We start from the raw sequence: 13631 nt of genomic DNA, 5'->3' as shown, positions 1-13631 counted from the left end.
TTTATTGCTGGCCTTTGAGGATCGCGACTATTTTCTCAAGGACCTTATCTTCGCCAATGCCGGTTATTATCGGCAGACCGTTGACCACCGGAATATCAAGTTCATAAGGCACTTTCGTAGTAGAAACAACCAGTGTTGCACCATCGGTATTATTGGGCAAAGAAGCTACGTTAGTTTGTGAATAATTCACCTGCAAACCCTGCTCTTTACAATATTCCATGACTTTTTCTGTTACCGCCGTCGAGGTCGCAATCCCGGTGGCGCAGACAAATAAGATAGTTTGACTCATAACTCACTCCTTTCAGCCATTCTGGCCAGAATCGATTGATATATCTCCTCATCTTCCATAATAAGAAGCTGTTGCATGAAGTCCGCGTCCTGGATGAGCTCCATTATCCATCCCAGCACGTTGAGCTGTTTATTACTCTCCCCGAGCGCCAGCATGAAAATCACCCTGACCGGCACGGGTTCTGGTTCGCCGCCCATGTCTTCAAACATCACCGGCTCGGATAAGATCCCCACGCTAATCGCGTTGCGATGAACGTGTTTGTGGTCGGTATGTGGGATAGCCACGCCAACCGGCTCCACCGCCAGCCCCGTTGGAAAGGTGGCTTCACGGGCAATGACGTAGCGGGCGAAATCCTCAACCACCATTCCATCAGCAATGAGAGGTGCCGCCAGCAGCGGGATCAACCTTTCTGGCGTCAATCCTTTTGGTAAATGCTGAACAAAATGTTGACGAAAATAAATATCCTGCATAATGTCCCCGTTATATTAATTGGCATCCCGACGCTGTAATATAGTGCCGAGATAATATTTATTTCCTTTCAGCCAGACGTTACCAAATTCCACCGGAAAACCTCGGCTGAAGAAAACCAGCTGCTCCAGATGCAGTACCGGCGCATCCTCGCTGATATCAAGATAATGACCGCGGTCATTGCCGATTAAGCGCGCGGCATAGCGGCTTTCGGAATAACGAATTTTATTTCCTGACAACCGTTCAATCGTCGGGAAAAGATTCTGTTGGGTAAAATCAACATCGGTAATTCCCGGGCAAAGTTCGATGTTAATTCGGTTCTCAATCAGCATCACTTTCTCTTCACCAATACAACGTAAACGCTCGAGAAATAAAATATCCTGACCCGGTTTGATACTAAGCTTTTCCGCCACATAGCGATTGGCGGGTTCAATCCTTGAGCTGATGACACTGGTGGTAAAATGGATTTTCTGGCTTTCCAGCGCTTCGGCAAAGGACAGCAACCCTTCGCCGAGCGGGTAGGCAATGTTCTCTTTCTTGACGAACGTGCCTTTCCCCTGCACCTGAACCAGCACCCCTTCCCTAACCAGCTGATTAACGGCCTTTTTTACCGTCCCCCGGCTGACTTCCAGCATATCCATAATCTGGAACTCGGAGGGGATGCGGTCGTCCTCCACCAACTCACCGCTATAAATGCTTTCCCTGATCCACTCTACAACTTGCTGATAAAGCGGGATCTGCGAACTCTTACTCAACGTTTTCATGGCGCGCACCTGAACATTCAGAGTTGTCTATAGACAATCATGTACAACCTTGAGCTTATCTTAAGCAATTACATTGCGGAGGGGATCGAGGGGAATCACAGTTTGAGGGACCAAAATCGGATCAGATTTGTGTGATTTTTGTCACACTTACGTGTTTTTCGAGGCTGATTCTGGAATAGTAAAGCTAAAGCATAACCCGCAGCGCATTTAAGTTCCTCGCACCTTGTGTCGCTCTTGAATGGATTAACTGATGGAGCGCCGCATGAAAAAATTACTCGTATTACTGTTCCCCCTGCTGCTGGCAGGCTGCGCCACTATTGTGGGCAATAATGAATAGCGGGTGTTCATCAACAGCGTGCCGGAGCACGCCACTTTAGTGATTGCCAACAGCAGCGGGCAAATCAAGGCGACAGGCACTACGCCGCAATATGTCACGCTGAAGAAAGCGGACGGCAGCTATTTCGGCAAAATCAATTACACGCTGACGCTGGCGCACGAAGGTTATAACTTGTCGATAATTCCTCTCAACATGCGCCATTTGGGCAGAAATCCTAAATATTTTCTGACTTAGCGACAGTGATAAAGTCAGGGTATATTATTCATGAAGACTTATTTAAATCTCTCAAGGTGAATAATATGTCAACTTATCATACACCTATGCAGTTAATGCCCTTACGCTTATTTTCTAGCGTAGGGACATGTGGAACCAATAATCCAGGGGATGTAAAACAGCTCCAACAATTGATCCGTGATTCGGGTTATCAGCTGGCTACAGGTCGATATATTGGCGTTGATGGCCAGTGTGGGCAAGCCACTATTGAGGCGATTAAATGGTATCAGCAACTCCTTAATATGTTTCCGACCGGGCTGGTACATCCCCTTGATTCATCCTTTATGACAGCCCAAATGGATTCCGGACCACACTGGCGACCGCGACATACTCAGGGCCCTTTGAAAGTAAGAGAAGGACAATTAACCTTTGATACGGAAGGTGTTGATTACATAACCGCCGTTGAGCCTTTCAGGCAGCATGATACCCGCTATTTTTCACGTGTGTTGCATTGGCCTGGTGGTGTTTCCGGGGTCACTTTGGGTCGCGGTTATGATATGGGTCAGCGCTCTCGTGGCGAGATCCACGCGACATTGTGTCAGGCGGGCATTGAAGACTTTAAGGCAAGCTTGTGTAGCAGAGCTGCGGGACTGACGGGGCATTTTGCTCATGAATTTGTCAATGTGTATCGCCTGTTGGTTGGGGAAATCACGCACCAGCAACAAATAAATCTTTTTGAAATTATTTATGCGGTAAAACGTAAAGCTGCCGAAAGCTACTATAACCGTCATTCGATAAAGATCGACGGCGCACCTTCCTGGCATGCTTTGGATCCGAGAATAAAAGATGTTGTGGCTGATATTTTCTTTCAGGGCGTTCATAACGCAGAGGGTGTTATCAAAGCAGCTGCAGGCGGAAGGGAAAAACTGAAAGATTTTATTTTAAAAGACCATGGCTACATGATCTATGAGTCTGAGCGAAACAGAATAGGCTACTTAGGATGAGAATTATTATCTTAGCATGTTTATTGTTTTTAACAAATTCTGTACAGGCAGAAATTTTCAATGGACAGGAAACAGACACCTGCTTTAAAAAATCTGATAATCACTGGGTTGCTCAGGCCTGCGTTGCCGGTGAAAAAGAGAAAAGCAATACAGCACTGCAACGCTTAATTGAAAAATCCGTAAGGGAAATTAAAGATCACAATGACGGCCCTTTTAATGATGATGTTAGTTCAACCAAAACCTATGGCGATGTCTATAGTCAGCATTTTATTGATGCACAAAAGCACTGGATACAATATAGAGAAACGCTTTGCCTTGGCGTGGCGTCTGAAGTTAATGAGGATGCATATGATTACCCGATATTTAAAGATCAATGTGTCATCAATCTTAATCGTAGCCATACCAAAGAGATTGCGGAAATGAACTTGTCTTTTTCTGAAAAAAGCGAAAGTCAAAAATGAGCCCCTTATTGGTCACTGCTTTTCTATTTTTCAGCGGTGTTCAGATTAAGGCAGAACAAATTGCTTCCAGTACACTCATAGAAGAATGTGCAAAGAAAAACCAGGATTGGTAAGCACCCAAAAAAATCGGGCCAGCATCCCGCTGGCCCCTTTCGCTACAGGTGACTCACTCATTCCCAGCCGGGCACGGCCCCGCCGTTAAAGATTTTTTCTGCTGCTTTCGCCACTTCCGGTGATTGATACGACTGAATAAATTCCTTCACGTTCTCCGCGTCTTTGTTGTCTTCGCGGGTCACGATAATGTTCACGTAAGGCGAGTTTTTGTCTTCGATAAACACGCTGTCATGCACTGGCGACAAGCCCATCTGTTGAATATAGGTGGTGCTGATGATAGCGACATCAACTTTCGGATCATCCAGCACGCGCGGCAGCTGCGCGCCTTCCATCTCCATAATATTCAGTTTATGCGGGTTGTCGCTAATATCAAGCGATGTTGGCAGCAGGCCTTTCCCCGGTTTGAGGGTAATCAGCTTCTCTTTTTGCAGCAGCAACAGCGCACGGCCAAGATTAGTCGGGTCGTTAGGAATGGCGACGGTGGCACCGTCTTTCAGTTCCGAGACAGATTTAATCTTGCGGGAATACCCCGCCATTGGGAAAACAAACGTGTTGCCGACCGCTACCAGATGGTAGTTGTGCGCTTTGTTGTCTTGTTCCAGGAACGGGCGATGCTGGAAGACGTTCGCGTCCAGTTCTCCGGCGTTCGTTGCATCGTTTGGCAGCAACGAGCCGCTAAAGCCCACCAGTTCTACGTCCAGGCCGAATTTCTCTTTTGCCACCTTTTTGGCGATTTCGGCAACGTCCTGTTCCGCGCCATTAATGACGCCCACTTTAATGTGTTTCGTGCTGTCGCTTTTCTGGTCACAACCGGCCAGCAGCAAGCCTGCCAGGACGATTGCACTCAGTGAAGAAAAAGATAATTTCACGCTGGCGTTCCTTTTAAAACATTCCGTTAAACAAGGTGTTCCTGATGAAAAATGACTATAACGGCTTTGCGCGAACGTGGATAAAAACAAAAAGGAATGGATAAGAAGAAAAAATGATAACGCGGAAATAATGCCCGGTGGTGCTGCGTTGAATGACGACTCCGCTTTCGGCCACGTCGACCAGCGCACAATCCCCCCAATCATCTGGCCGAAAATACCCAACGCCCCAGGCCGTTCTCATACCGTTCACCGGCGAAAGGCCTGTTCGCTTTTATTCTATATTATAAGGTTACCCATCCCACCGCCATAAGGTGCAGCGTGAGCGCGATCTCATTCCTGCCCAGCCATATTTGTTGTAATCGTTATCTTAACCGTAACATCATTAACCATAATATTTTATATACCTATCGCATCTCAAAATGCCGGGTATAAGGAGTGTTAGGCATGAACAAAACGACGTTAAAGCTGACGGTTGCGCTTACCCTGTTATCAGCCAGTATAACCAGTGCTATGGCCGCAGGTGTTAAAGATAAAGGTACAGCGTTAAATGTAACTTTCGGCTCGTTCAAACCCACCGAATATCGTATTGAACAAAAGCCTAATATTCTGATCGTAGTCGTGGATGATTTGGGCTACGGGCAACTCAACTATGATGAATCAGCATATAACAAAGCGCATTTAGCCAAACTGACCATCCCGGAACGTTATCAGGCGGATATTGATAAAGCGATAGCCGCCGCCAGGCAATCCACTCCCGTGCTGCATAATTTGCAGCAACAAGGCATTCAGATGAAACAGGGATTTGTCGCGCACGGGATGAGCGGCCCGTCGCGGGCGGCGATCATGACATCGCGTGCCCCTTCCCGTTACGGTATATACAGTAACGATGACGCAGAAAAAGGGGTGGCGGTAAGCGAAACCTTTATGCCCGAGATATTCCGTAATTACGGTTACGCAACGGCGGCTATCGGCAAATGGCATATGTCGGAAATCACCAATGTACCGGTCGATGAAAAGCAGCGTACCCGCGATTATCACGATAATTTCATCACTTACAGCGCCGAACCCTTCCAGCCACAAAACCGGGGATTCGATTCTTTCTTTGGCTATCATAATTCTGGCGCGGCCTATTATAATTCCCCATCGCTATTTCGCGATCGCCACCCCACCCCCGCCAAAGGCTATTTAACCGATCAACTGACCGATGAAGCCATCAAGGTTATCAGGCATGATCGTGATAAACCTTTCTTTCTCTATCTGGCCTACAGCGCGGTACATATTCCGTTAGAGAAAATGGCACCCAAACAATATCAAATCTTTAATACCGGCAATAAAGAGGTGGATAACTATTACGCGACGCTAAATGCAGTCGACCAAAATGTCGGGCGCATTATCAACACGCTAAAACAAACCGGACAGGATGAAAATACGCTGATTTTCTTCCTGTCGGATAATGGCGGCGTTATTGATTCGCCGTTGCCGATGAATGGTCAATTCAAAGCCAATAAAGGCCAGACCTATTCGGGTGGAGTGCATGTGCCAATGTTTGTTTACTGGAAGGGGCATTTACAACCGGGCGGGGTTTATAACCAGATAGTTTCGTCCATGGATATTATGCCGACCGCTCTGGCCGCTGCCGATATCCCATTACCACTGAAACTGGAAAATAAACTCGATGGCGTCAACCTGCTACCCTACCTGAAAGGCGAAAAGCAAAATTCCCCGCATGAGGCGTTGTTCTGGGCATCCCCGCGCGCCTTCCATTTTGACGTGAAGAATATTCCGTTCTGGCGTGATTACGACAGTTATGTCAGCGGAAAATCCGATCATTATCCTGAAAACCCCTACCGGGAAAGCTCTTCGGATTTCAGTTGGAGTGTGCGTAACAGCCAGTGGACGCTGCATTATTATACCGGCGATCAGTCCTATGAATTATACCGCGCCAGTGATATCTCGGAAGAAACCAACCTCGCCGTACAGCACCCCGATGTCGTCGCCAGTATGAAACAAGACATGTTGGGCTGGATAAAAAAATCCGCCCGGCCGGTGACCGAGAATAACCAGAAGAAATTTGATCGAATGATTTCTGGTATGCAATAAATCACTCGCGGCCCCTACTTCAGGAATACTTATGCTCAGCTTTATGGCTAAACCGACCAGTTTTCAGTGCAACATACGCTGTAAATACTGTTTTTACCTGGAGAAAAAGGATGTGGTTAGTGGGGCCGCCAGTGCGCCAGGCAAAATGTCACAGGCGGTGCTGGAAGCGTTTATTGAGAAAAAAATCACCGGCACTCAAGAACCAGAGGTTTATTTCACCTGGCAAGGTGGGGAACCTACCCTGGCTGGTTTGGCATTTTACCGGCAGGCCGTAGCGTTACAGCAATATTGGGCGCAAAAACAGGGTAAAACGGTCCATAACGCAATACAAACCAATGGGATCCTGCTCAACGATCAATGGGGGAAATTTTTAAAACAGCACAATTTTCTGGTCGGTATTTCCATTGATGGCGATGAAGAATTGCATAACGCCTATCGCTTAAGCAATGTGAATCGCGGCACCTGGCACAAGGTCATACAAGGGATCGCCATCCTGAAAAAGCATCAGATCCCGTTCAACACCCTGACGGTGGTCAATAACCTTAATGTGCAACATCCATTGCGGGTGTATCAGTTCCTGAAACAAATCGGCAGCCGCCATATGCAATTCCTCCCCCTGCTGGAAGCACACGCCCCTCACCCCAACCTGCCCGCCTGGATGAACAATGGACTGATCGTCCCCCCTATTCAGGCATTTTCCGTACCCAGCCGGGCCTATGGAGAGTTTATGAATCGCATTTTTGATTGCTGGATTAAACAGGATATCGGCACCGTCGCGGTGCAACTGTTTGAATCACTGCTTGGCCGCTACTGTGGTTTTGAGGCCAGTATGTGCATCTACCAGCCAGAGTGCGGCGGGGAAAACCTGGCGCTGGAGGCGAACGGTGATATTTATCAATGCGATCATTTGGTCTATCCCGAGATGAAAATCGGCAATATCCTCACCCAGCAGCTTGATGAGATCGCCGCAAACAGCCAATCGTTGTCAACCAGAAAACAGCAGTTGAATAGCCAGTGTCAGCAGTGCGAGTTTCTGGCCTTATGTCATGGCGGTTGCCCTAAACACCGGTTGAATCTGAACGCGCAGTTGGAGCGGCATAATTATTTTTGCGAGGGGTATAAGCTGATTTTTAAACACACGTTGCCCGCCATGAATTTTATGGCGACGTTGAAATCCCAGGGATTACCCGCCGATCTGGTGCGCCATTATCTGGCGGAGATCGGGTTGGGCGATGCGCCTGTGGTTACAGGCTAATCCAAAATAACTGCATAAAAACGAAACCGGGAAGTTTGTGCTTCCCGGTCTGCGGTTAGTGATGTGATTTTTTCAGCGGTGATTCCCGCAGGAACCACGACAGGACAAACGCCAGCACCATGATGCAGGCGGCCATCATAAAGGCAGCGTGAATGGCGGCCCCGAAGGCATCGAGATAATCCACACGCAGCGCGTCCGGCAGATGATGCACCGCCACCGGGTTCATGCCGCGTGGCATTTCCGCGCCTTCTGGCAGCAGCTTCGTGAGGTTCGCTTGCAGCACGTGGGTGAACACGGCACCGAACAATGCCACACCAATCGACCCGCCAATCGAGCGGAACAACGTGACGCCCGACGTCGCCACACCATACAGATTCGGCGCGACGGAGTTCTGCACCGCCAGCACCAGCACCTGCATTACCAGGCCGAGCCCCATGCCCAGCACACCGGTAAACAGATACAGGTGCCAGGTGGGTGAATCAATGGTGATACGCGTCAGCAAGAGCATGCCGCAAAAGCCCAGCAGCGTGCCGAGGATCGGGAACAGGCGATATTTGCCGGTGCGGCTGATAATGCGTCCGCTGATGATCGACGTCACCAGCAGGCCGCCCATCAGCGGGATCAGCTGCAAACCGGCCTGAGTTGGCGTGGCATCTTTCACCACCTGCAAATAAAGCGGCAGGAAAGTCACGGAGCCAAACAACGACATCCCGATAATAAAACCAATCAGGCTACACAGCAGGAAGCTACGGTCACGGAACAGCGACAACGGGATAATCGGTTCAAACGCCAGACGTTCTTCATAGATAAACCCGGCGATCCCCACCAGACCAAACGCCAGAATGCACCACAGCTGAGGGTCGCTCCATTCGCGCACCGTGCCGCCTTCGGTGGTGAACAGCGTAATGCACAGCAGCGCCATGCTGAGATACAGCGCACCCAGCCAGTCAATCTGATGCTCGCTGCGTTTGTTCGAGCTGTGGAACACCGCGCCAATCACCAGCAAGGCAAACAGACCCAACGGCAGGTTGATGTAGAAAATCCAGCGCCAGGAAGTGTGTTGCACGATAAACCCGCCGATCAGCGGGCCAATCACGGTTGCCAGTCCAAACACACCGCCAAACAATCCCTGATAACGCCCACGGTCAGCAGGCGGTATAACATCCGCCACCGCCGCCATACTGATAACCATCAGGCCGCCACCGCCGAGGCCTTGCAGGGCACGCATGATGACCAACTGCGTCATGTTCTGCGCCAGGCCGCACAGTGCGGAGCCGACAAGAAACAGGACGATGGCGATTTGCAGCACGCGCTTACGACCAAACAAATCACCGAATTTCCCGTACAGCGGCACCACGATGGTGGACGTCAGAATATACGCGGTAACCACCCACGACAGCTTATCGAGGCCGCCGAGTTCACCGACGATAGTCGGCAGCGCAGTCGAGACAATCGTCTGATCCAACGCCGACAGCAGCATCACCAGCAGCAGGGCACTGAACAACAGACGAACAGATTTCACGCCCGTTGCCGGAACATGCTGGGGTTGAGTCATTGTTTTCGACTCCATAACAGGGCTCGCTTGAAATTAATTAACTACACAATTAATATTTTTGTAGCTTATCATTCAGGTCAAGAGATCGCCATCCGATGCCCGCACAGAAAGACAAAGAACATTCTGAGAAACCTCGCCGCCCTGGCCGCCCGCGCGGTAAGAAAGCCGGGGCCGATAACCGTGAACAGCTGATGGACATCGCGTTGATGCTGTTTGCTCGCCAGGGCATTGCCCGCGTTTCGCTGAATGCGATCGCCAAAAAAGCCGGCGTGACGCCCGCAATGCTGCATTACTACTTCACCTCACGTGAAGCGCTTGTGGAACAGCTGCTGGAAGAGCGTTTTATGCCGCTGCGCAACCGCATCAGCCTGGTGTTTAGCGAGCATCCGGGCGACCCGATTACCTCACTCACGCTGATGGTAAAAGTGCTGGCGGATTTAGCGGAACAGAACGCCTGGTTTGCGCCGCTGTGGATGCAGGAGATGATTGGTGAGATGCCGATCCTGCTCCAGCACATGCACGCCCGCTTCGGCGATGATAAGCATCACCAAATGCTGACCACGATTAAGGACTGGCAGGAGAGCGGAAAACTCAACGCGGAGCTGTCGCCCGAGCTGCTGATCACCACGCTGATAAGCCTGGTGCTGGTGCCGTTTTCCCGGCTGCGCACCGATGAACGAATGAAAAACCTTTCCCCCGACACCATTGTGCGCCATGCGCTGGCGATTATGGGCCAGGGGATTGGCGGTTAGAGCGATTTGGTCAGGTAGTGGCGCTGCATGCCCTGATACGGAAAATCCTGAATGCTGTTGTGCAGCGTAAAGCCACATTTCTGGTAGAACGGCAGCGCCTGGAAACTGGCGGTGTCGACCAGCATATGACGGCAGCCCCATTCCAGAATTCGCGCTTCGGCAGTGCGGATAAGCTCGCTGCCAAGGCCGGTGCCGCGCGTTTCTTCTCTTACCCACAGAAAATCAATGCACAACCAGTCGCCTTTGCGCTTACCAATCAGGCCGCCGAGCATTTTGCCGTTTTCATCTCGTGCGTAAACGCCAAGGCTGTGCCAGTCGCTGATATCAATAAACTGGCGATTAAAGGCACGCAGGCCATGGAGTAATTCTTCCTGATCTTCAGGGGTAATCTGCTCTTTCACTTCTATTTTCATCGCCGGTCTCCTTGTCGATATTGCCACAGGTTATATCACTGCCAATGAGAGCCCGGCAATCGGCTGTGTTATTCTCCCTCTCACATAAATCAGGTTGTTGAGGATGAGATGGGAGCCACACGCAAAGGGATGCTGAACGTACTGATCGCCGCCGTTTTGTGGGGGAGTTCAGGCGTTTGCGCGCAGTACATCATGGAGCAGAGCCAGATGTCGTCGCAGTTTTTGACGATGGTCCGTTTGATTTTCGCAGGCCTGATTTTGCTGATGCTCGGTTTCGTGCATGGCGATAACATCTTCCGCATTCTGAAAGACCGTAAAGACGCTCTGAGCCTGCTGCTGTTTTCCGTGGTGGGCGCGCTGACGGTTCAGCTCACCTTCCTGATGACCATCGAAAAATCGAACGCTGCCACGGCGACAGTTTTGCAGTTTTTATCCCCGACCATCATTGTCGCGTGGTTTGCAATTGTTCGAAAATCCCGGCCTGGCGGCCTGGTGTTCGCCGCGATTTTCACCTCGCTGTTTGGCACTTTTTTGTTGGTGACACACGGCAACCCGACATCACTTTCTATTTCACCAGGCGCGGTATTCTGGGGGATTGTTTCAGCTTTCGCAGCCGCGTTTTACACCACTTATCCTTCACAACTGATTGCGCGTTACGGCACGCTGCCAATTGTCGGCTGGAGCATGCTGATCGGCGGTGCGTGTCTGCTGCCGTTTTACGCCGGGGAAGGCATGAGCTTTGTGATTAACGGCAGCCTGCTGCTGGCGTTTTTCTATCTGGTGGTGATCGGCACGTCGCTGACCTTCAGCCTGTACCTGAAAGGCGCGCAGATGATTGGCGGCCCGAAGGCCAGCATTTTGAGTTGTGCGGAACCGTTAAGCAGCGCGTTGCTTTCGGTGCTGTTATTGGGCGTGAGTTTCGCTCTGCCTGACTGGGTAGGCACGCTGCTGATCCTGTCATCAGTGGTGCTGATTTCGCTCGACTCGCGCCGTCATGCGCGGCTAAGTTGATGGCAAACCCTGTCAATCATGCCTTTGCACGATTATTTTTCTAATGCACTGATTTAGAAATAAATTCTCTCAGCCGCATTTGCGCATCAGGCGGCCTGCATATAGAGTTAATGGATGATGTCGCCACCTAAGAGAATCACCATGAAAACAGCTCCCCTGCTTTGTCTGCTGGCCTGCATGACCGTTCCGGCCGCATTGGCGAGCACACCGATGAAGGGCCTGCAGTTTGAAGCACAGAAACAGCAGGTGATGAAAGACGTGAAAAAAACCTGCACACCCAGCAAGACCATGAGCGATACCGATTTCGGCAACAAAATTCTCGCCAATGAAGAGAACAAGATGCACGTCCGGGACGCCACCATTGCGCTGGAACGCAACAACCAGAAAAACTACTGGGATGCCATCGGGCAAATCCAGTGCCCGGATATGTAATCCGGGTGGGGTTATTTCATACGGACTTTTGTCGCCACCAGCAGCGCGGTGAGGAGCATCAGCGTGCCGGAAAGCATCAGTGGCGACAGCAAGCCAAAGTGGTCCAGCGCGATACCGCCGACAGCGGCACCACAGGTATTGGCTAACTGAACCACCGCCACCTGAATTGACCTAATGCCGTTCACTTAAGCCTCGCGTGACTTATAGCTGAACGGATATTTAGGCGGAATATAAAGCACCGAACGCTCGTATCGTCGGTGCTTTCTTTTTTCCGGAAGGATAAAGGCTTTTACATTTTCCCTCATTCCTTTCAGATGCTTAGGTATATTCCCCGTCGCGCCCTTACCACTCACCCTGACCTGCGATATCAGAATATTTAATGCCGCCACGAAACTTATCCGGGTTGGAATAACGCCGGCCTCTCCTGCAATATCCACCATTTCCTTTCTCAGCAGGTTGTACGACACCAGGATCCCCCACAGCTCCTGTTTTACCCCCTCCGGAAATCGGCTCCGCAGTGTGACCTCCCCCTTCAACTGCCGTCTTTTTAGCTCTCCATAGCCTAGTTCGATCTCCCAGCGTTCCCAGTAAATTCGCAGCAAATCTTCGACTGGCCAGGCGACCGGATCGGTCAGCGACGTTAAAAATCCCGTGATTTTCCCTTTACCGCCACCGCTGACATAACTCACCATCCTTGCCCGCCAGACTTCCGGGAGATGAGGCGCAGCCTTGCGAGCCTGAGGTGAAACCGGCATCTCAATCAGCATGTCGTAATCGCTGTATCGTTCGATAACCTCATAGCGGAGTTTACTTTTTACTGGTGTGAGCCAGTGTGTGCAGGCTCCGGCCTGCTGCCATTCCAGGAAAAAAGCCGCGCTGAAATAACAGCGGTCGAACAGGGTCAGCGTATGGTCAGGGGCGGAGGAAATCAGACGATGCGCCAGCGTTAGCTCCCCCTCGGCCACACCGCCAAACGCCGCATCCAGCAACATATGGGAATGGGTTGCCATCAGCCCGACCATCCGTACCTGCGGGAATGTCCCCGTGGACGGTTCGATAAACCCAAAAGCAGCGGCGTTCTCAGGTGAATCGGGCGTGCGAAAAAGTGTTCCGTCAACGCTCAGAACCCGGAGGCCATGGAACGTAGCGGGCCCGAGTGCCGCAGGTTGCCAGGCCTCGTTGCAGGCATGAAAAAGGTAGCGAAGTGGGGCTTCGCCCAGGCGCTGGCGTGCGGCAGTGAGTACGCTGGGGGCAAGGCTTTGATAACCGTCTTCAGGCTGGAGAACAATGTCGAGATGATGGCAGACATCTTTAATGGATAAGTCACGCAGCAACCCCATCATCAGAATAAGCCAGACAGCCTGCTCAGCAGGGAGGCGACGCCTGCGAATGCTGGCCTTCTGGCAGGCGCTTAATGCCTGGTGTATCCAGAGGGGGTCAAGGGAGCGAGAAAAAGCATCCAGCTCAGAGGCGAAAGCATCAACAACAAAATCCATATCCTGTTCAGACATAAAAAAATCCGGGAGCAGAGGGCTGTTCCCGGATTGTCTCTCACTGGCAGGATCGTTCAAGTACTCTTAAATGATCGGCATTA

General features: G+C 50.8%; 15 protein-coding genes and 1 pseudogene. 8 read left to right on the top strand and 8 right to left on the bottom strand.

The window, feature by feature from the left end; translation table 11 throughout:
• Position 1 precedes the first annotated feature (1 nt).
• The 3 genes from ACLW56_RS15565 to ACLW56_RS15555 are packed head-to-tail and all read right to left on the bottom strand — an operon-like array spanning position 2 to position 1521.
• A complete protein-coding gene (locus ACLW56_RS15565; protein WP_330984658.1) occupies positions 2 to 289 on the bottom strand; it encodes a PTS sugar transporter subunit IIB in 288 nt (95 codons plus the stop codon).
• On the bottom strand, positions 286 to 759 hold the full coding sequence (locus ACLW56_RS15560; protein ID WP_330984657.1) for a PTS sugar transporter subunit IIA: 474 nt from the start codon (positions 757 to 759) through the stop codon (positions 286 to 288). The genes ACLW56_RS15565 and ACLW56_RS15560 overlap by 4 nt, the downstream gene beginning before the upstream one ends.
• Before the next feature lie 15 nt (positions 760 to 774).
• Positions 775 to 1521: a GntR family transcriptional regulator gene (locus tag ACLW56_RS15555; protein ID WP_330984656.1), complete on the bottom strand. Its 747-nt coding sequence runs from the start codon at positions 1519 to 1521 to the stop codon at positions 775 to 777.
• A gap of 340 nt (positions 1522 to 1861) precedes the next feature.
• On the opposite strand from ACLW56_RS15555, the gene ACLW56_RS15550 reads away from it, so the two are divergent.
• The 3 genes from ACLW56_RS15550 to ACLW56_RS15540 all read left to right on the top strand — a co-directional run bounded on the left by ACLW56_RS15550 (position 1862) and on the right by ACLW56_RS15540 (position 3536).
• The gene (locus tag ACLW56_RS15550) at positions 1862 to 2092 is read left to right on the top strand and encodes a hypothetical protein (RefSeq protein WP_330984655.1); all 231 of its coding nucleotides are present in this window, start codon (positions 1862 to 1864) and stop codon (positions 2090 to 2092) included.
• A gap of 65 nt (positions 2093 to 2157) precedes the next feature.
• Positions 2158 to 3075, top strand: coding sequence for a peptidoglycan-binding protein (locus ACLW56_RS15545; RefSeq protein ID WP_330984654.1), 918 nt, complete (start codon positions 2158 to 2160; stop codon positions 3073 to 3075).
• Positions 3072 to 3536 carry a lysozyme inhibitor LprI family protein gene (locus tag ACLW56_RS15540; RefSeq protein WP_330984653.1) on the top strand — a complete coding sequence of 155 codons (465 nt, stop codon included), beginning with the start codon at positions 3072 to 3074 and terminating at the stop codon, positions 3534 to 3536. The genes ACLW56_RS15545 and ACLW56_RS15540 overlap by 4 nt, the downstream gene beginning before the upstream one ends.
• A gap of 170 nt (positions 3537 to 3706) precedes the next feature.
• Here the strand turns inward: ACLW56_RS15540 and nlpA are convergent, their stop codons facing one another.
• On the bottom strand, positions 3707 to 4519 hold the full coding sequence (gene nlpA, locus ACLW56_RS15535; RefSeq protein WP_330984652.1) for a lipoprotein NlpA: 813 nt from the start codon (positions 4517 to 4519) through the stop codon (positions 3707 to 3709).
• Between the two features lie 444 nt (positions 4520 to 4963).
• Here nlpA and ACLW56_RS15530 point away from each other — a divergent pair, with 444 nt between their 5' ends.
• Together ACLW56_RS15530 and ACLW56_RS15525 are read left to right on the top strand one after the other, a co-directional pair.
• Positions 4964 to 6619, top strand: a complete 1656-nt coding sequence (locus ACLW56_RS15530) for a sulfatase-like hydrolase/transferase (protein WP_330984651.1) — start codon at positions 4964 to 4966, stop codon at positions 6617 to 6619.
• A 43-nt stretch (positions 6620 to 6662) separates the two neighbouring features.
• Positions 6663 to 7874 carry an anaerobic sulfatase maturase gene (locus ACLW56_RS15525; RefSeq protein ID WP_415377896.1) on the top strand — a complete coding sequence of 404 codons (1212 nt, stop codon included), beginning with the start codon at positions 6663 to 6665 and terminating at the stop codon, positions 7872 to 7874.
• A gap of 55 nt (positions 7875 to 7929) precedes the next feature.
• Here ACLW56_RS15525 and ACLW56_RS15520 read toward each other — a convergent pair whose 3' ends face one another.
• Positions 7930 to 9444 (bottom strand): MDR family MFS transporter, encoded by a 1515-nt coding sequence (locus tag ACLW56_RS15520; protein WP_330984649.1) that lies wholly within the window; start codon positions 9442 to 9444, stop codon positions 7930 to 7932.
• 80 nt (positions 9445 to 9524) lie between these two features.
• On the opposite strand from ACLW56_RS15520, the gene ACLW56_RS15515 reads away from it, so the two are divergent.
• Positions 9525 to 10181, top strand: coding sequence for a TetR/AcrR family transcriptional regulator (locus tag ACLW56_RS15515; protein ID WP_330984648.1), 657 nt, complete (start codon positions 9525 to 9527; stop codon positions 10179 to 10181).
• Here ACLW56_RS15515 and ACLW56_RS15510 read toward each other — a convergent pair.
• Positions 10178 to 10594, bottom strand: coding sequence for a GNAT family N-acetyltransferase (locus tag ACLW56_RS15510; RefSeq protein ID WP_330984647.1), 417 nt, complete (start codon positions 10592 to 10594; stop codon positions 10178 to 10180). The genes ACLW56_RS15515 and ACLW56_RS15510 overlap by 4 nt on opposite strands.
• A gap of 108 nt (positions 10595 to 10702) precedes the next feature.
• Here ACLW56_RS15510 and ACLW56_RS15505 point away from each other — a divergent pair, with 108 nt between their 5' ends.
• Entirely contained in the window at positions 10703 to 11605 is a 903-nt protein-coding gene (locus ACLW56_RS15505; RefSeq protein ID WP_330984646.1) for an EamA family transporter, read from the top strand.
• A gap of 141 nt (positions 11606 to 11746) precedes the next feature.
• Complete coding sequence (locus ACLW56_RS15500; RefSeq protein ID WP_330984645.1) at positions 11747 to 12037, top strand: YicS family protein; 291 nt, start codon at positions 11747 to 11749, stop codon at positions 12035 to 12037.
• Between the two features lie 11 nt (positions 12038 to 12048).
• Here ACLW56_RS15500 and ACLW56_RS15495 read toward each other — a convergent pair.
• Together ACLW56_RS15495 and ACLW56_RS15490 are read right to left on the bottom strand one after the other, a co-directional pair.
• A pseudogene (locus ACLW56_RS15495) lies at positions 12049 to 12207 on the bottom strand (MFS transporter); the annotation flags it as partial.
• Positions 12208 to 12222: 15 nt separating this feature from the next.
• Positions 12223 to 13548, bottom strand: coding sequence for an IS4 family transposase (locus tag ACLW56_RS15490; protein WP_330983077.1), 1326 nt, complete (start codon positions 13546 to 13548; stop codon positions 12223 to 12225).
• Between the last annotated feature and the right edge of the window lie 83 nt (positions 13549 to 13631).

The organism is Pantoea sp. sgz302252 (assembly GCF_047713085.1).
Lineage (GTDB): Bacteria > Pseudomonadota > Gammaproteobacteria > Enterobacterales > Enterobacteriaceae > Scandinavium.
Note: the sequence above shows the minus strand (reverse complement) of the source record. Positions and strands in the feature narration are given on the sequence as shown.